We start from the raw sequence: 15,567 nt of genomic DNA, 5'->3' as shown, positions 1-15,567 counted from the left end.
GGCCAGCCGCCGCCGCGACTTGCCGCTTGCGCCGGTCTCGCCTAATCACAGGCTCCGCGCAGGCGATCGTCAAACGCGCTGCGCCATGCCTGGCGCGGGTCGATAAATCAGGACGGGACACGCATCATGCAGGGCCGGGTCGCAATTCTGGTCAAGGGCTATCCGCGCCTGTCCGAGACCTTCATCGCCCAGGAGATCGCCGGGCTCCAGGACCGCGGTCTCGATCAACTGATCGTCTCCCTGCGCCAGCCCGGCGAGACGAAGGTCCATCCGGTGCATCGGCGGATCAAGGCGCCGGTGCTTTATCTGCCGGAATATCTGAAGGACGACCCGGCGCGGGTGAAGCGCGGCCGGGAGTTTGCGGCGCGCCAGGCAGGTTATGCAGACGCCGAGGGGCTGTTTCAGGTCGATCTCAAGCGCGACAACACCGCCAACCGGCATCGCCGCTTTGGTCAGGCCTGCGTACTCGCGGCCGAGCTTCCTGAAGACGTCGGCTGGATCCACACCCATTATCTTCACACGCCAGCCTCGGTCGCCCGCTATGCCGCGACGATCCTCGGCCTTGGCTGGTCGTTCTCGGCCCATGCCAAGGACATTTGGACGTCAGAGCCTTGGGAGCTTGCCGAAAAGCTCGATTCGGCGGCTTTCGGCGTGACCTGCACCAGGACCAATCTCGCCTATCTCCAGTCGCTGGCGAGCCGGCCGCAGGCGGTCGAGCTGGTCTATCACGGGCTCGATCTCTCCGGAATTAAGCCGCCGCAGCGCGTACCCTACGACGGCCGGCGTCCCTATCGGATCGTCTCGATCGGCCGGGCGGTGGAAAAGAAGGGCTATGGCGACCTGATCCGGGCGCTGGTGCGGCTTGCCGATCGCGACTGGCATTTCGACCATGTCGGCGGCGGTGTGCTCGCCAAGGCGCTGGCGGCGCGGGCGGACAAGGCCGGAATCGGCGATCGCGTCACCTGGCATGGCAGCCGCGAGCGCGCGCATGTCTTCGATCTTTTGGCCAAGGCCGATCTCTTCGTCCTGCCTTCGCGCATTGCCCGCTCGGGCGACCGCGACGGCTTGCCAAACGTTCTGATGGAGGCGCAGGCCCACCGGCTGCCGGTCGTCTCGACCAAGGTCTCGGCGATTCCCGAACTCGTCATCGACGGCGAAACCGGCCTGTTGGTCGAAGAGCGTGATCCGAAGGCGCTGGCCGCCGCGATGGCGCGCCTGATGGACGATCCGCTGCTCGCCACGCGGCTGGCGGAGGCCGGCGAGAGACGCGTCAGAGAGAAATTTTCGCCCGAGCCCGGGCTCGACCGGGTGGCGCAACTCCTCGGCGATAAGCTGCAGGCGAAGGCGGCATGAGCGCCATGGCGTTTTCCCGTTCGCGCGAGGCCCTCGACACGCTCGCCGACGCGGGGCGCACGGCCGCGCTGTGGTGGCGGGACGACGATGCGCGACAGGTGACGCCGGCGCTGGAACGGCTCCTGGCATTGGCGCGGGCGTCAGCCGCCCCCCTGGGGCTGGCGGTCATTCCCGAGGGGCTCGACCCGGCACTCGCCGACCGGCTGGCTGCCGAGACCCGCGTCACGATTCTGCTCCACGGCCATGCCCATCGCAATCATGCGCTGGATGGCGAAAAGCGCGCCGAATTCGGCGAGCACCGGCCGGCCGGCATGATGGCCGATGAAATCGTCGCCGGGCGGGCCGCGCTGGGAAGGCTGTTTGCGGGCCGCTTCCTGCCGGTCTTCGTCCCGCCCTGGAACCGGATCGGTGCGTCGGCGCGCCGTATCTTGCCGCAGCTCGGGTTTTCCATCCTGTCGGTCTATGGCCCGGCCAAGCCCACCGGTATCGACGGCCTTGCCGAGCTCAACACCCGTCTCGACGTGATGAACTGGCGCGATCCGCGCGGCCTCACGGCCGACGAGGCGGATGCGCGCCTGGCGGCGCTGCTGGCTGAACGCCTGGCCGGATCGCCCGAGCCGATCGGCCTTCTGACCCACCATCTCCAGCATGACGAAACGGCCTGGTCCGTGACGGCGGCGATGATCGAGTGCCTGGCCGCGCATTCGGCGATCACCTGGCCGTCTTTGCAGAGGATGACCGCCGCGCTTTCCAGCGGGTGATCGCGCCGGGATGTATGCGGGATGTATGACGGCCGTGCCGATGCTGTCCGCAAAACGTCATGCCGAAAAAGCCGCTTTGATTCACTTGGCGCAGGACTTAAGACGCTCCCATGTCTCAGCATGTCTTTCTCACCGGCGTTGCCGGCTTCATCGGCTTTCACACCGCATGCAAGCTTCTCGCCCGGGGCGACTCCGTCGTCGGCTTCGATGTCGTTAACGCCTATTACGACCCGCAGCTGAAGCGCGACCGACTCGCCGAACTTGCGCGGCTGAAGGCCGAAACCGGCTGCGACTTCACCTTTATCGAGGCCGATCTGGCCGACCGTGCAGCGCTGGATCGGGTGTTTGCCGAGAGGCCCTTCGACCGGGTGATCAGCCTCGCGGCGCAGGCCGGCGTGCGCTATTCGCTGCAAAATCCCGAAAGTTACGTGCAGAGCAATCTCGTCGGCTTTGCCAATATTTTGGAAGTCTGCCGCCACGCCAAGGTGCCGCATCTGACCTTCGCCAGCTCCTCCAGCGTCTATGGCGCCAATCGCAAGGTGCCGTTTAGCGAGCATGACGGCGTCGATCACCCGATCCAGCTTTATGCCGCCACCAAACGCTCCAACGAGCTGATGGCCCATGCCTACAGCCACCTCTTCGATCTGCCGGTGACGGGGCTGCGCTTCTTCACCGTTTACGGCCCCTGGGGCCGGCCGGACATGGCCTATTATTCCTTCGCCGAAAAGATCATGGCCGGCGAGCCGATCGCGCTGTTCAATTACGGTCGCCACAGCCGCGACTTCACCTATGTCGACGACATCGTCGAGGGCGTGGTGCGGGCGAGCGACCGCATCGCACCGCGCAATGCGGCTTTCGATCCCGTCCACCCGGATCCGGCCACCAGCGCCGCGCCGTTCCGCATCTTCAACATCGGCAACGGCAATCCGGTTGAACTCAAGCGCTATGTCGAGGTGCTGGAGGCGGCGCTCGGCAAGAAGGCGGTCATCGAATTGCAGCCGATGCAGATCGGCGACGTCGAAGACACCTTTGCCGATGTCGACGCCATCAAGACCGAGCTCGGCTATGCGCCGAGCACCAGCGTCGAAGCGGGCATCGGCGCCTTCGTCGACTGGTATCTGCCCTACAAACGTCGCCAGGCGGGCTGAGGGCGACGGCGCTGAGGAAACGGCGTTCGGGAAGAGGCGCCGGCATGACCGAACTCTCGATGGCGCTAAATCCATCTCGGCGCTGTTTGAGGGTAAGCTTTGGGCCGTTTGACAGTCATGGACAGCAACGCGGCCGCCGCTTGGCAGCCGACGGAACGTTTCCGCCGGCTTGGCGCTTATGTGTCACCACAGCGGTATCGCGGAGGATGCGCCATGTCGAAGACCAGTCCGGACAAGCGTCACGACGCCGACAGCCCCGATCTCGTCGGCAATGCCGTCGAGCGGACGGACAATGCGTTTGACGGCAAGAAGGACGGCGAGCGCCTGATCGGCCGGGACATCCCGATCGAAGAACAGGACGCTGAGGAGGAAGAGCAGCTTCCGTGAGCCCGGAAACGTCGGGGTCATGAGCGCCATCTTCAACCGCGGCGAGCGCGGTTTACGTCGACTGCCGGGGGCATGCCGCTGATAGATCGTCTCCGACCGCCTTATCCCCGTTTGAAGGGTGTGTGCTCGCCGAGGATCTCGCTGACATGCTCGACTTCGTGCCGCTCGGATTTGAGATAGTCCTCGATCGCGCGGCGCAGGCCCGCATGGGCGATGAAGTGGGCCGAGTGGGTGGTCACCGGCTCGTAACCGCGTGCGATCTTGTGCTGGCCCTGGGCGCCGGCTTCGACGACGGCGAGGCGGTGGGCGATCGCAAAATCGATGGCCTGATGGTAGCACAGCTCGAAATGCAGGAAGGGGTGGTCTTCGATGCAGCCCCAGTTGCGGCCGTAGAGCGCGTCGGCGCCGATGAAGTTCAGCGCGCCGGCGATGTAGCGCCCCGCGCGTTTCGCCATCACCAGGAGGATGCGGTCCGCCAACCGTTCGCCGATTAGCGAGAAGAAGCGGCGGTTGAGATAGGGGCGACCCCATTTGCGGCTGCCGGTGTCCATGTAGAAGGTGAAGAAGGCGTCCCAGGCGGCTTCGCTGAGGTCAGCGCCCGTCAGCCATTCGACGCTGATATCGGCGCTGAGCGCCTCGCGCCGTTCCTTCTTCAGTGCCTTGCGTTTGCGCGAGGCAAGGGTGGCGAGAAAATCGTCGTAGCTCTGATAGCCGCGATTGAAGAAATGGAACTGCTGGTCGATCCGGTGCAGCCAGCCGGCCTCGCGCATCGCCGCAAGATCGGCCTCGGTAAGGAAGGTGGCGTGGACCGAAGACAGGCCGGTCTGCGAGAGATAGGCCCTGGCGCCCGCCACCAGCGCCTGCCGGCGCTCGTTGGCCGCCGGACCGTTACTGGCCAGAAGCCGCGGACCAGTCACCGGCGTGAACGGCACCGACATCTGCAGCTTCGGATAATAGGCGCCGCCGGCGCGCTCGAAGGCATCGGCCCAGCCGTGATCGAAGACGTATTCGCCCTGGCTGTGGGATTTCAGATAGGCGGGGGCGACCGCGACGATCGCGCCCGCTTCGTCTTCGACAATCAGATGCTGGGGCAGCCAGCCGGCGCGCTCGCCGGCGCAGCCCGCGTCTTCGAGGGCTTTGAGAAACGCATGGGAGAGAAACGGATTGGCGGGCGCCAGACGGGGCAAGGACGACGCGTCCGCTGCGTCGCAATCGGCGAGCCGATCCCACAACGCGGCGTCGACCGCGGCGATGGAATCGGCCACCCGGATCGTGATCGCCCGTTCCAAGGCTCTTCGCTCTTGCGTCATGGCGAAAGAGGTAAACCTTCTTCGCCACAACGCAAGCCGTCAGAGCTGCGGCGCGAAGTCCTCGAAGGTGATCTGGTCGGCATGGAGGCCGCTGACCTGCACCTCGGCCTCGTTGCGCACCGTCCAGGAGATTGCCGGCGCCTTGCGCTCAAGACGCACCCAGTCGACGAAGACATTGGGCAGATCGTGGACGTCGTAGGAGACGAAGTCGCAGCCGCGCTCGAAGACCGACCGGTGGGTGGCGAGCACGCCGGCACGGCTGCCATTGGCGGTCAGGCCGATCGGCCGGTTGACGGGACGGTCGGCGAGCATCTGGTCGATCAGCCAGGATTCAAAGGACATCAGCGCCAAGGGGCCCGGATAGGCGTCGATCAGCGGTTTGACCCGGGCGAAGTAATCCGGATCGCGGTTCTTTTCGCCGCCCTTCAATTCGACCACCAGCGGCACCTGGCCATGGACTAGCGATAGGAACCGCTCCAGCGTCGGGATGGTGGCGGTGGTGCGGCCGAGAGTCAGGCCGGCGAGCTCGTTGTCGGACAGCGTCGCGAAGGCGGCATGGCGACCGGTCATCCGGTTCAGCGTCCCGTCGTGGAAGATATGCGGCGTGCCGTCGGCGGACATTTGCACGTCGCATTCGATCGCATAGCCCGCGGCGATCGCCGCGAGCGCTGCCGGAATCGAGTTCTCGGGGATGTCACGATTGCTGTCATGCAGGCCGCGATGGGCGATCGGCCGCTCCACCAGCCAGCGGAACGGCCCTTTATAGATGAGGCTCACGGTTACGCGATCTCCAACAGGGCTTCGATCTCGACGGCGGCGCCGAGCGGCAGAGCCGGTACGCCGACGGCTGAACGGGCGTGGCGCCCGGCATCGCCGAGGATCTCGACCATGAAGTCGGAGGCGCCGTTGGCTACTTTGTGCTGATCGGTGAAGGTCGGGGCGCTGGCGACGAAGACGGTGAGCTTGAGCAGCCGCTTGATCCGCGAGAGATCACCGCCGAGCGCGGTCTTGGCCTGGGCCAAGATGTTGATCGCACACAGCTTGGCCGCCCGCTGACCTGCCTCGAGATCGACATTGGCGCCGAGCGTGCCGGTCACGGCGAGGGCGCCGTTGTCCATCGGCAACTGACCGGAGGTCTGGAGGATCGAGCCGAAGGTGACGGCCGGAACATAATTTGCGGCGGGCGCGGCAGCCTGCGGCAGCGTGACGCCGGCAGCCTCCAGCCGGCTTTCGATCGTGTCGGCCATGATGTTGTCTTCCTCTTCTGACGCGAATAGGACCAAAGAACACGGGGGTCGCGAAGAGCGGACCACCAAGGAGCGCTGGGACGCCCGATAACGGGCGATCGGTAGCCGATCCTCACTCCAAGTGAAAGATCGATCTTGATGATCAGACGCGACGTCATGCGGGAATTCGGCGGTTTTTTTGCTCCTCGCGCCGGTGTGCTGCGCGCTGCCTCGCTGGGCTTGCTGACGACGCTCGGCACGGCGGTGACCGCACGCGGTGAACCCTTGGCGAGGCTGGTCCCGCATCGGGCGGTCTATCAGGTCGAACTCGCTGCTCCGGCCGACCAGCTTGTCGGCGTCGACGGTCGTATCGCCATCGCCTTCAGCCTTCCGGACTGTGTGATGTCCGGCATCGATTATCGCTTCGTCGCACGCTTTTTGCGCGACAGCGATCTGGTCGTCACCGATCAGCAGATCCGGTTGAAGGAAAGCCGGGACGGCAAGCGGTTTGATTTCGATTCCAAAAGCTTCGTCGATTCGGTGCCGGACAGCACGACCAAGGGCGAGGCGGTGACTAAGGGCGACAAGACAATCGTCTCCTACGACGAGCCGGAAAAGCGCCGGGTCACACTGGTGAAATCGAAATTTCCGCTGCATCACACCGAGTCGGTGATCGCCGCCGCCAAAGCCGGTGTACCGATTATGGAAACCCCGGTTTTTCAAGGGGATTCCGACGCCGAGAAACACACGACGAGCACCGTGGTCATCACCCCGATGAGCCCGGCGGAGGTCGCCAAAGAGATCGCCGGCTATGGGATGCATCAAGCCGCCATGTCAAAATCATCGCCGGACAAGGCCGCTGCGGCTGCGCCGGACGATGACGCCGGCGGTTTGGCCATCTCGCCGGATCAGGCCCCTGTCCCCGGCGGCGACGATGACGACGGTGCGGCCGTCCCGGTGCGGCCGGGCGATGATGGCGATGCTCCAGATGACGCGGGCGCTGGCACCGCAGCACAAGCGCCGACGGCCAATCCCCGCGAACTCGCGCCGACCGATCCCGCCGATCCGTCCGCGGACAAGCCGGCTGCTATCGCCGCGCGATTGAAGGGGCTGAAGGCGTGGCGGATCACCGAATCCTATTACAACACCGACAGCAATGAAAACGGCCTGCCGGTCTTCGAGACCGTCTATACGCTCTATGAAAACGGCGTGACCGGCGACCAGATTTTGAAATTCGACGGCTATGCCCTGAAGGCGACGCTGGCGAGCCTCAGCTATCGCAAGGCACCGAGTTGCCCGGCCGCGCCTGCCAACTGATCGTCTGCAGCGGGCCGATATCTTCCTGCATTTGAGCTCGTCTGCGATGGCGCAGCGTGGCGTTCTGCGCCGCGCTTTGCCAACGTCCTTGATGGCCGTCTATGAACAAGTGTATTGACAAGAATACAATTGTTTTAGAATGTGCGGCTGAAAACGGGGCGGTGGCGACCGATCCCGGGGGAGGAATCGTTGATGCAGATCGCAAATGTGGGATTGGCCGCCGAGCTGAAGGCCTATGCGGACGCAAACGGCGAAATCGTCGTCGGCCTTGCCGGTGCGGGCCAGATGGGCACCGACATGGTCGTCCAGATGATGCTGATGCCGGGCGTTCGCCTCGGCGCGCTGTCGGAAGTCAACATGGACGCGGCCCGTGCCGCGCTGGCGCTGGCGGGCTGGTCCGAAGGCGACATTGTCAAGGCGACGACGGCCAGCGACATCGATGCGGCGGTCGAGAGCGGCAAGGTGGCGCTGACCGAAGACTATCAGGCGCTCTGCGGCTCCGGCCGCGTGCAGGTGGTCATCGATGCCACCGGCAATCCGAATGTCGGCACTCTGATCGCCCTCGAAGCCTTTCGAAACGGCAAGCACGTCGTCATGCTGAACGTCGAGGCCGACATCACCATCGGCCGGCATCTGCGCGAGGAGGCGGCGAAGGCCGGCGTCATTTACACCGGCGCGGCAGGCGACGAGCCGGCGGCGACGATCGAGATCATGGGCTTTGCCCAGGCGCTCGGCTTCGACGTCGTCTGCGCCGGCAAGGGGAAGAACAATCCGCTGAAGTTCGACGCCACCCCGGACGCCTATGAGGACGAGGCACGGCGGCGCAACATGAATGCCCGCATGCTCGTCGAATTTGTCGACGGTTCGAAGACGATGATCGAGATGGTCGCCGTCGCCAACGCCACCGGCCTCGTGCCGGACGTGCCAGGCATGCATGGGCCGGCGGCCACCCGCGATGAGCTCGCTCAGGTTCTGTGCACCAAGGCCGATGGCGGTGTGCTGTCGAAGGCGGGCTGTGTCGACTATTCGATCGGCAAGGGCGTTGCCCCCGGCGTCTTCTGCATCGTCAAGCCGCGTCATCCGCGCGTGCTGGAGCGCATGACCGACCTCAAGGTCGGCCCTGGCCCGTGCTATACGATCTTCCGCCCCTATCATCTGACCAGCCTGGAAGTGCCGCTGTCGGCGATCCGCACCGTGCTCAAGGGCCAGCCGGATATGACGCCGGTCGACCATCCGGTCGCCGAATGCGTCGCCGTCGCCAAGCGCGACATCGAGCCCGGCGCGAGCCTCGGCAAGATCGGCGAATACGATTATCGCGGCTTTGCCATGACCTGGGCTGAGGCCCGCGACGCGGGTGCTCTGCCGCTGGGGCTTGCCGAACGCGCCAAGGCGACGCGGCCGATCAAGGCCGGCGAGAAGCTGACCTATGCCAATTGCCAGCCTGACGATTCGATGGTGGTGACGCAGATTCGCCAGCGGCTCGATCAGGCCGACGGTCGGTTCGTGACCTCCTCGCTCTATAGCATCGGCCCGAAAATCGATTCCGATTTTCGGTAAGCACGATGCGTCGATTCAAAGGGTTAGAGCGACCTTTCTGCGTCCGATAGGACGCAGGGCGCTCTAGCGACGACGGATGTCGCCTGGCCGCCGGGCGCCCGAACATTTGCTTCCGCGACCATCGCGGGCGCGGGCCTTGATGCTCGCGCCCGTCGCTTCTCCCTTGCCTCGATGTCGAGAAAGGATCCGCGACCCATGTCCAGCACTGCCGCCGAGACGATCGCGCCGCTTTCCGGTGACAACCGCCCCTTCGCCTTCCGCCAGTTCTCGCCGGAGACGCTGAAGACGGCGCTGCGCCAGATGTATCTCATTCGCCGCTTCGAGGAGGGCGCGGAGGAGAGCTACATGCGCGGCCTCATCCACGGCACCATGCATCTGTCGATCGGGCAGGAAGCGAGCGCTGTCGGCTCATGCCTGGCGCTGTCCGACACCGATCAGATCACCTCGACCCATCGCGGTCACGGCCACTGTATCGCCAAGGGGGCCGAGGTTGGCCGAATGTTCGCCGAATTCTTCGGCAAGGAGACCGGCTATTGCCGCGGCCGTGGCGGCTCGATGCACATCGCCGACGTCACCAAGGGCAATCTCGGCGCCAACGGCATCGTCGGCGGCGGCCTGCCGATCGCCGTCGGCGCGGCGCTGTCGATGAAGATGCAAAAGCGCAAGGACGTCGTCGTCTGCTTCTTTGGTGATGGCGCGAACAACGAGGGCGCCTTCCACGAGTCGCTGAACATGGCGGCGATCTGGAAGCTGCCGGTGATCTTCGTCTGCGAGAACAACAAATACGGCATGTCGGTCTCGACCGAGCGCTCCACCGCCGTCGCCAACATCGCCGAGCGCGCCGTCGCCTATGCGATGCCGGGCGTCACCGTCGACGGCAATTCGATCTCCGCCGTCGCCGAGGCGGTCCATGTCGCGACCAAGCGGGCGCGGGCCGGCGAGGGGCCGAGCCTCGTCGAATGCAAGACCTACCGCCATCGCGGCCACTCCAAGAGCGATCGCAACCGCTATCGCACCAAGGAGGAGATCGCCGAGTGGGTGGCGAAGGATCCGATCGGCCGCTTCGAGACCGAGCTGAAGGACTACGGCATTCTTGACGAGGCGGGTATCGCCGCAATCCGAGACAGCGTCGAGACTGAGATCGCCAACGGCATCGAATTCGCCAAGGCGAGTCCGATGCCCGATCCGTCCGAGGCGACTCGCTACGTCTACAGCGATTGACTGCGCTGCCGCAGATCCCGCTGATGGCACGGTCTTGCGACGAAACCGATGATGACCAGCGGCGACTGGGGCTAGAGCATCGGCCCGACAATCGGAATCGATTTTCGGCAAAGCCCGATGGGTCGATTCAAAGGGTGAGAGCGACCTTTCTGCGTCCGATAAGACGCAGGGCGCCCTAGAGCGAAGGCCGCGCCGCGAGATGATGAATGCGCCGCAACGGCCGCAGGGAGGAACGATGAGCGAGGCGAAGACAGCCGGCCGGGAACTCAGCTACGCGCAGGCGATCCAGGAGGCGATCGCCATCGCCATGGAACGGGATGAGCGTGTCTTCCTGATGGGAGAGGACGTCGGCGTCTATGGCGGCGCCTTTCAGGTGACGGGCGATCTCGTCCATCGCTTCGGCGACGACCGGATCATCGACACGCCGATCGCCGAGCTCGGCGGGGCCGGCGTTGCCGTCGGCGCGGCCTTGACCGGCATGCGGCCGATCTACGAATTCCAGTTCTCCGACTTCGCCACGCTGGCGATGGAGCAGATCGTCAATCAGGCGGCCAAGCTGCGCTTCATGCTCGGCGGTGCGGTCAGCGTGCCGCTCGTCATGCGCTTTCCGGCGGGCTCGGGCACCGGCGCCGCCGCTCAGCATTCCCAGAGCTTGGAGGCCTGGCTCGGCCATGTGCCGGGCTTGAAGGTGCTGCAGCCGGCGACCCCCTACGATGCGAAGGGCATGCTGCTCGCCGCGATCGAAGACCCCGATCCGGTGATGATCTACGAGCACAAGATCCTCTACAAGATGAAGGGCGAGGTTCCCGAGGGCCACTACACCGTGCCGATCGGCAAGGCCCTGGTGCGCCGCGAGGGCCCCGACGCGACCGTCGTCGCCTCGTCGATCATGGTGCACAAGGCGCTCGATGCCGCCGAGAAGCTGGCCGAGGAGGGGATCGACCTCGAAGTCGTCGATCTGCGCAGCGTTCGGCCGATGGATCGCGAGACGATCATCCGGAGCGTCATGAAGACCGGCCGTCTGGTCTGCGTCTATGAGGGCGTCAAAACCCTCGGCGTCGGCGCGGAAATTTCCGCGATGGTCGCCGAAAGCGAGGCCTTCGACTATCTCGACGCGCCGATCCTCAGGCTGGGCGGTGCCGAAGCGCCGATCCCCTACAATCCCGAGCTCGAAAAGGCCGTGGTGCCGCAGGTGCCGGATATCATCGCAGCCGTGCGTCAGCTGGTGCGAAAGGAGCGCTGAGCGATGCCGACGGAAGTCATTCTGCCGAAGGTCGACATGGATATGGCGACCGGGCGCATCTCGCGTTGGCTCGTCGCCGACGGGGACACGGTCGCAAAGGGCGCGCCCTTGTTCGAGATCGAGACCGACAAGGCGGCGATGGAGGTCGACGCGCCGGCGGACGGCACCTTGCGACGGGTTAAGACCGACGCCGATGCCGACATTCCGGTCGGTCAGGCCGTGGGCTGGATCTATGGCGACGGAGAGGCAGTGCCGGATGCTGGGTCTGCCGGTGCCGGATCTGACGAGGCCCCGCAAGCCGAGGCGGTCGAGCCGGCGCATCCGGCGAAGGCCGAAGCCTCGCCGGATGCGGCCGCGCCGAGCGGCCGCTTGGCCCCGGCCGCCGAAGAGCGCCCGCAGAAGGCGCTAAACGGCGCGGTCGGCCATGGCGTGCGCGCAACGCCGCTGGCGCGCCGGCTGGCGCGCGAGGCCGGCCTTGATCTCGCTGCTCTGACGGGCAGTGGCCCGAAAGGCCGTATCCAGCGCGAGGATGTCGAAGCGGCCGCGACGGCCAAAGGCGCGGGAGCGGCTTTGACCCAATCCGCCGATCGCCAGCCGGTGCCACCGGCCTCGAAGGCTCGTGCGTCCTTAATGCCGGCCGAGCCGGCGGCTCCGGCCCCGGACGCCGGCCCGCTCCACGCCGTCTGGATGCGCGAGGGGACCGGTGTCCCGGTCGTTCTTCTGCATGGCTTCGGTGCCGAGCTGGGCTCGTGGCGCCCGCTCCTGGCGGAAATCCCCGAGGGCGTTCCGGTGCTCGGCGTCGATCTGCCCGGCCATGGCGGCTCGGTCGATGTCGCTGCGGCAGGCTTTGCCGATCTTGTCGCGGCGGTCGAAGCGAGCCTGACGGCGCTTGGCGTCACCAGTGCCCATCTCGTTGCCCATTCGCTCGGCGGTGCGGTGGCGGCGGCGGTGGCCGCCGGGACGGCGATCGAAACCCGTTCGCTGCTTCTGATCGCCTCGGCCGGGCTCGGTCCTGACGTCCATGCCGGTTTTATCAAGGGTTTCGCCGCGGCGACCGAAGAGGCGCCGATTCGCGCCTGGATGGGTGAACTCGTTTTCGATCCGCGCGTGCTCTCGGATGCATTCGTGCGCTCGGTCACGCGCAGCCGCGCCGACGGTCGCCTCGCGGCGGCCCAGAGCCGGTTGGCCGAACGCCTCTTCGTCGGGGGCGCCCAGAGCTTTTCGGTGCGTGGCGAGCTTGCCGGCCTTGGCTGTCCGGTGAAGCTGATCGTCGGCGAGGCGGACAGGATCATCGCCAGCCGCCACGCCTTCGGCCTGGCGCCCCATGTCGCGCTGCATCTCTTTGCGGCGACGGGGCATATGCCGCAACTCGAACGGCGGCTCGAGGTCGGCCGCCTGTTGCGCGAACTTCTGCGCTGACCGCAAGAGCGCCGGTCGTGCGTTTCATCGCCGGTCAGGGGGGGCTCGCGCTCCGATTGTTTCGCCCGGGAGGTGATGCATCGCTGTTCGACGTAAGGCATTGCGTTTGGACGCCAACCATGATGAGCGTTCGCAAAGCGCGGTGCGGTCCCGGATGAGATAAGCGCGTTCGCATGGCGCGTGGCGATGCGCCTGGACGGGCTGGGGGAGACATGTTCGATCTTTTGATCTTCGATTGCGACGGGGTTCTGGTCGATTCAGAACTGCTCGCGCGCGCCGCGCTGCAGGCGGTCTATGCCCGCAGCGACATCGAGGTGACCGATGCGATGGTCGACAAGGCCGTCGGCATGAAGCAGGCGGACATTCTCGCTCTGATCGAGCGTGAGACCGGCCGGGCCCTGCCGCAGGAGCGGCTCGGCGAATTCTGGCCGGTGACGCGGGATCTTTTCACCGAGTCACTGGAGGGCACGGCGGGCATTCGCGAGTTTCTGTCAGGCACGAAGATCGCCCGCTGTGTCGCCTCATCGTCTCATCACGAACGCATTCGCCACAGCCTGCAGGTCACGGGGCTCGATGACCATTTTGCCGACGATGCGATCTTTTCGTCCCACGACGTCAAGAACGGCAAGCCGGCGCCCGACCTCGTGCTCCATGCCGCCACGATGATGGGGGCGGCGCCGGAGCGTTGTCTTGTCATCGAGGATTCGCGCTATGGGGTGATAGGCGCCAAGGCCGCCGGCATGACCGCGTTCGGCTTCGTCGGCGGCAGTCATCTCTCGCCGGCATCGGCTGAAGATAGCCTCTACAGTGCCGGAGCGGATTTCGTTGCCCGGCGCTGGGACGAGGTTGCTGCGCGCCTGTTCTCAGCCGAGGGATAAGACGATGGACGATGTCGGCGCCGCCGAAGCGGCGCCAGCGTCGGCCTCAATGGGTGCGGGCGATGCCGTCCTTAGCGGGCTGATAGTTCGGATCGAGCTGCACGGCGCGAGCATAGGAGCGATAGGCTCGGCTTCGGTCGCCGCGCTTTTCGTAGACCAGCGCCTGATTGGTCCAGTATTCGGCCTTGGTGCCGTCCAGCCGCAGGGCGGTGTTGAAGTCCTCGAAGGCGTCGTCTTCGTCGTTCAGCGCTAGATAGGAAACGCCCCGTGCCGAATAGGGCTCGGCAGCATTTGGCTGCAGCGAGATCGCGCGGCTGAAGTCGTCGATCGCCAGTTGCTGCTGACCGTCGCGCTGATAGAGCAGGCCGCGATTGTGATAGGCGCGTGGATCCGAATTGGTCAGCTGGATCGCCTTGTTGTATTGCGCCAGCGCCTGGCGGCTGCGGCCGGCCAGGCGGTAGACATTGCCGAGGCCGACATAGGCCGGCTCGTAATTCGGATTGATGCTGATCGCCTTCTGATAGTCGGCGACGGCCTGAGCCGGTTGGCTGATCTGCCGATAGATCAGCGCCCGGTTGGCATAGGCCTGATAGAACTGCGGATCGATCTGGATCGCCTGGCTGAAGTCGGCGATCGCGTTTTCATATTGCCCGGCGCGGCCGTAAGCGGTGCCGCGCACGTTGTAGGCCTCTGGATCATTGGGATGGGCGTTCACCGTCTGGGTCAATGAGCCGAGATTCTGCTCGGACCCGGAATTTGCGTCGAGCGAGATCGCCTGGATCGCGGCGACGTCCGGTCCGCTCTGGCAGCCGGCGATGAGGCTCATGCCGAAAACAGTAGCAAGGATGGCGCCGGAACGGCCTCTGACGGCGCCGCCAAAGGCGGTTTGCGACGAGACGGCGACAGTCGAGAGGCGATCAGAATTCCGCATATCGGTGAAGTTTCAACCGGTTTTGTTGTGACGACTTGGTTTATCTCGCACAAGCGACGAACATTTGGAATGCGTCCACGGCGCGTTGGCTCTAAGTGTCGAGACGATTGGGACTTTTCTGCAATAGATGCAGCGCGAGTATCGAACGCCGCAATCAAATCCGGTGCTGACGGGCGCGGCTTTGCAGCGAAGCTCGGCGGCGTTCAGTCCGGGCTGGCGCTTCGCGCGCACGATTGCGGCTAGTCGTCGGCGTCCGGGCACCTTCACGGTACGGCCGCATATGCTTTCGCGATATGAAAGGGCCGGCATGGCGTGGCCGCGCCGCGCGGTCTTCGCGAGGTTCGTGACACAAACTGCCACAAGGCCGGCCTTGCGGAGATCCTCAGGCGCAAACGCGCGGCCAACACAAACACCGGACCGAAGGATCACGACCAACGTTCGATTCGGGATGACGCCTGGAGCGCCCTGCGTCCCATCGGACGCAGAAAGGTCGCTCTCACTGATGGAAGCGACGCATCGGGCTTTGCCGACAATCGGCCCCGATTTTCGGGCTCGTGCGTTAGTGCGCGCGGCCGCCGCTGGCCAGGCCTTCGCGCTGGGCGCGCTTGCGGGCCAGTTTGCGGGCGCGGCGAAGGGCCTCGGCCTTCTCCCGAACGCGCTTCTCCGAGGGCTTTTCGTAGAAATTGCGCATTTTCATTTCGCGGAAGATGCCTTCGCGCTGCATCTTCTTCTTCAAAGCGCGGAGCGCCTGATCCACATTGTTGTCGCGGACGAGTACCTGCACTGGGTGTTCCGTTCGTAGCGCTTTGTGAGCGG

Annotated in this window: 15 protein-coding genes; 10 read left to right on the top strand and 5 right to left on the bottom strand. The window is 65.3% G+C overall.

All coding sequences use genetic code 11. The annotated features are described in order from the left end of the window. Positions 1–126 precede the first annotated feature (126 nt). The 4 genes from J1C48_RS16340 to J1C48_RS16325 all read left to right on the top strand — a co-directional run bounded on the left by J1C48_RS16340 (position 127) and on the right by J1C48_RS16325 (position 3,649). Positions 127–1,353: a glycosyltransferase gene (locus J1C48_RS16340; protein ID WP_207259066.1), complete on the top strand. Its 1,227-nt coding sequence runs from the start codon at positions 127–129 to the stop codon at positions 1,351–1,353. Beyond that, positions 1,350–2,114, top strand: a complete 765-nt coding sequence (locus tag J1C48_RS16335; protein WP_207259065.1) for a polysaccharide deacetylase family protein — start codon at positions 1,350–1,352, stop codon at positions 2,112–2,114. The genes J1C48_RS16340 and J1C48_RS16335 overlap by 4 nt, the downstream gene beginning before the upstream one ends. 110 nt (positions 2,115–2,224) lie before the next feature. Then, on the top strand, positions 2,225–3,262 hold the full coding sequence (locus tag J1C48_RS16330; RefSeq protein WP_207259064.1) for an NAD-dependent epimerase: 1,038 nt from the start codon (positions 2,225–2,227) through the stop codon (positions 3,260–3,262). A 213-nt stretch (positions 3,263–3,475) separates the two neighbouring features. After that, on the top strand, positions 3,476–3,649 hold the full coding sequence (locus J1C48_RS16325; RefSeq protein WP_207259063.1) for a hypothetical protein: 174 nt from the start codon (positions 3,476–3,478) through the stop codon (positions 3,647–3,649). Between the two features lie 101 nt (positions 3,650–3,750). On the opposite strand, the gene J1C48_RS16320 is transcribed toward J1C48_RS16325, so the two are convergent. Genes J1C48_RS16320 through J1C48_RS16310 form a run of 3 tightly spaced genes read right to left on the bottom strand, consistent with a single transcriptional unit; the run spans position 3,751 to position 6,206 of the window. Then, positions 3,751–4,938 (bottom strand): GNAT family N-acetyltransferase, encoded by a 1,188-nt coding sequence (locus J1C48_RS16320; RefSeq protein WP_231081851.1) that lies wholly within the window; start codon positions 4,936–4,938, stop codon positions 3,751–3,753. Positions 4,939–4,998: 60 nt separating this feature from the next. After that, positions 4,999–5,736, bottom strand: a complete 738-nt coding sequence (locus J1C48_RS16315; protein ID WP_231081850.1) for a glycerophosphodiester phosphodiesterase family protein — start codon at positions 5,734–5,736, stop codon at positions 4,999–5,001. Between the two features lie 2 nt (positions 5,737–5,738). Continuing rightward, positions 5,739–6,206 carry a RidA family protein gene (locus tag J1C48_RS16310; RefSeq protein WP_207259061.1) on the bottom strand — a complete coding sequence of 156 codons (468 nt, stop codon included), beginning with the start codon at positions 6,204–6,206 and terminating at the stop codon, positions 5,739–5,741. Positions 6,207–6,344: 138 nt separating this feature from the next. Between J1C48_RS16310 and J1C48_RS16305 the strand changes: the two genes are divergently transcribed. The 6 genes from J1C48_RS16305 (at position 6,345) to J1C48_RS16280 (ending at position 13,820) form a co-directional block, all read left to right on the top strand. Next, on the top strand, positions 6,345–7,502 hold the full coding sequence (locus J1C48_RS16305; RefSeq protein ID WP_207259060.1) for an EipB family protein: 1,158 nt from the start codon (positions 6,345–6,347) through the stop codon (positions 7,500–7,502). A gap of 192 nt (positions 7,503–7,694) precedes the next feature. Beyond that, positions 7,695–9,059 carry an NAD(P)H-dependent oxidoreductase gene (locus J1C48_RS16300; RefSeq protein WP_210345431.1) on the top strand — a complete coding sequence of 455 codons (1,365 nt, stop codon included), beginning with the start codon at positions 7,695–7,697 and terminating at the stop codon, positions 9,057–9,059. A 195-nt stretch (positions 9,060–9,254) separates the two neighbouring features. Then, positions 9,255–10,280, top strand: a complete 1,026-nt coding sequence (locus J1C48_RS16295; protein WP_207259059.1) for a thiamine pyrophosphate-dependent dehydrogenase E1 component subunit alpha — start codon at positions 9,255–9,257, stop codon at positions 10,278–10,280. 235 nt (positions 10,281–10,515) lie between these two features. After that, positions 10,516–11,523: an alpha-ketoacid dehydrogenase subunit beta gene (locus tag J1C48_RS16290; RefSeq protein WP_207259058.1), complete on the top strand. Its 1,008-nt coding sequence runs from the start codon at positions 10,516–10,518 to the stop codon at positions 11,521–11,523. A 3-nt stretch (positions 11,524–11,526) separates the two neighbouring features. Next, positions 11,527–12,942, top strand: coding sequence for an acetoin dehydrogenase dihydrolipoyllysine-residue acetyltransferase subunit (locus J1C48_RS16285; protein WP_207259057.1), 1,416 nt, complete (start codon positions 11,527–11,529; stop codon positions 12,940–12,942). 212 nt (positions 12,943–13,154) lie between these two features. Continuing rightward, entirely contained in the window at positions 13,155–13,820 is a 666-nt protein-coding gene (locus J1C48_RS16280; RefSeq protein ID WP_207259056.1) for an HAD family hydrolase, read from the top strand. Positions 13,821–13,866: 46 nt separating this feature from the next. Here J1C48_RS16280 and J1C48_RS16275 read toward each other — a convergent pair whose 3' ends face one another. Both J1C48_RS16275 and rpsU read right to left on the bottom strand, forming a co-directional pair. Beyond that, on the bottom strand, positions 13,867–14,751 hold the full coding sequence (locus J1C48_RS16275) for a tetratricopeptide repeat protein (protein WP_207259055.1): 885 nt from the start codon (positions 14,749–14,751) through the stop codon (positions 13,867–13,869). Between the two features lie 559 nt (positions 14,752–15,310). Then, entirely contained in the window at positions 15,311–15,535 is a 225-nt protein-coding gene (gene rpsU / locus J1C48_RS16270) for a 30S ribosomal protein S21 (RefSeq protein WP_207259054.1), read from the bottom strand. Between the last annotated feature and the right edge of the window lie 32 nt (positions 15,536–15,567).

It is taken from the genome of Jiella flava (assembly GCF_017349315.1).
GTDB classification, from domain to species: Bacteria; Pseudomonadota; Alphaproteobacteria; order Rhizobiales; family Rhizobiaceae; genus Jiella; species Jiella flava.
Note: the sequence above shows the minus strand (reverse complement) of the source record. Positions and strands in the feature narration are given on the sequence as shown.

Excerpts from the sequence above, each read along its gene's own strand:
- J1C48_RS16340 (WP_207259066.1), top strand. The coding sequence starts at position 127 with ATGCAGGGCCGGGTCGCAATTCTGGTCAAGGGCTATCCGCGCCTGTCC.
- J1C48_RS16335 (WP_207259065.1), top strand. The coding sequence starts at position 1,350 with ATGAGCGCCATGGCGTTTTCCCGTTCGCGCGAGGCCCTCGACACGCTC.
- J1C48_RS16330 (WP_207259064.1), top strand. The coding sequence starts at position 2,225 with ATGTCTCAGCATGTCTTTCTCACCGGCGTTGCCGGCTTCATCGGCTTT.
- J1C48_RS16325 (WP_207259063.1), top strand. The coding sequence starts at position 3,476 with ATGTCGAAGACCAGTCCGGACAAGCGTCACGACGCCGACAGCCCCGAT.
- J1C48_RS16310 (WP_207259061.1), bottom strand. The coding sequence starts at position 6,206 with ATGGCCGACACGATCGAAAGCCGGCTGGAGGCTGCCGGCGTCACGCTG.
- J1C48_RS16305 (WP_207259060.1), top strand. The coding sequence starts at position 6,345 with ATGATCAGACGCGACGTCATGCGGGAATTCGGCGGTTTTTTTGCTCCT.
- J1C48_RS16300 (WP_210345431.1), top strand. The coding sequence starts at position 7,695 with ATGCAGATCGCAAATGTGGGATTGGCCGCCGAGCTGAAGGCCTATGCG.
- J1C48_RS16295 (WP_207259059.1), top strand. The coding sequence starts at position 9,255 with ATGTCCAGCACTGCCGCCGAGACGATCGCGCCGCTTTCCGGTGACAAC.
- J1C48_RS16290 (WP_207259058.1), top strand. The coding sequence starts at position 10,516 with ATGAGCGAGGCGAAGACAGCCGGCCGGGAACTCAGCTACGCGCAGGCG.
- J1C48_RS16285 (WP_207259057.1), top strand. The coding sequence starts at position 11,527 with ATGCCGACGGAAGTCATTCTGCCGAAGGTCGACATGGATATGGCGACC.
- J1C48_RS16280 (WP_207259056.1), top strand. The coding sequence starts at position 13,155 with ATGTTCGATCTTTTGATCTTCGATTGCGACGGGGTTCTGGTCGATTCA.
- J1C48_RS16275 (WP_207259055.1), bottom strand. The coding sequence starts at position 14,751 with ATGCGGAATTCTGATCGCCTCTCGACTGTCGCCGTCTCGTCGCAAACC.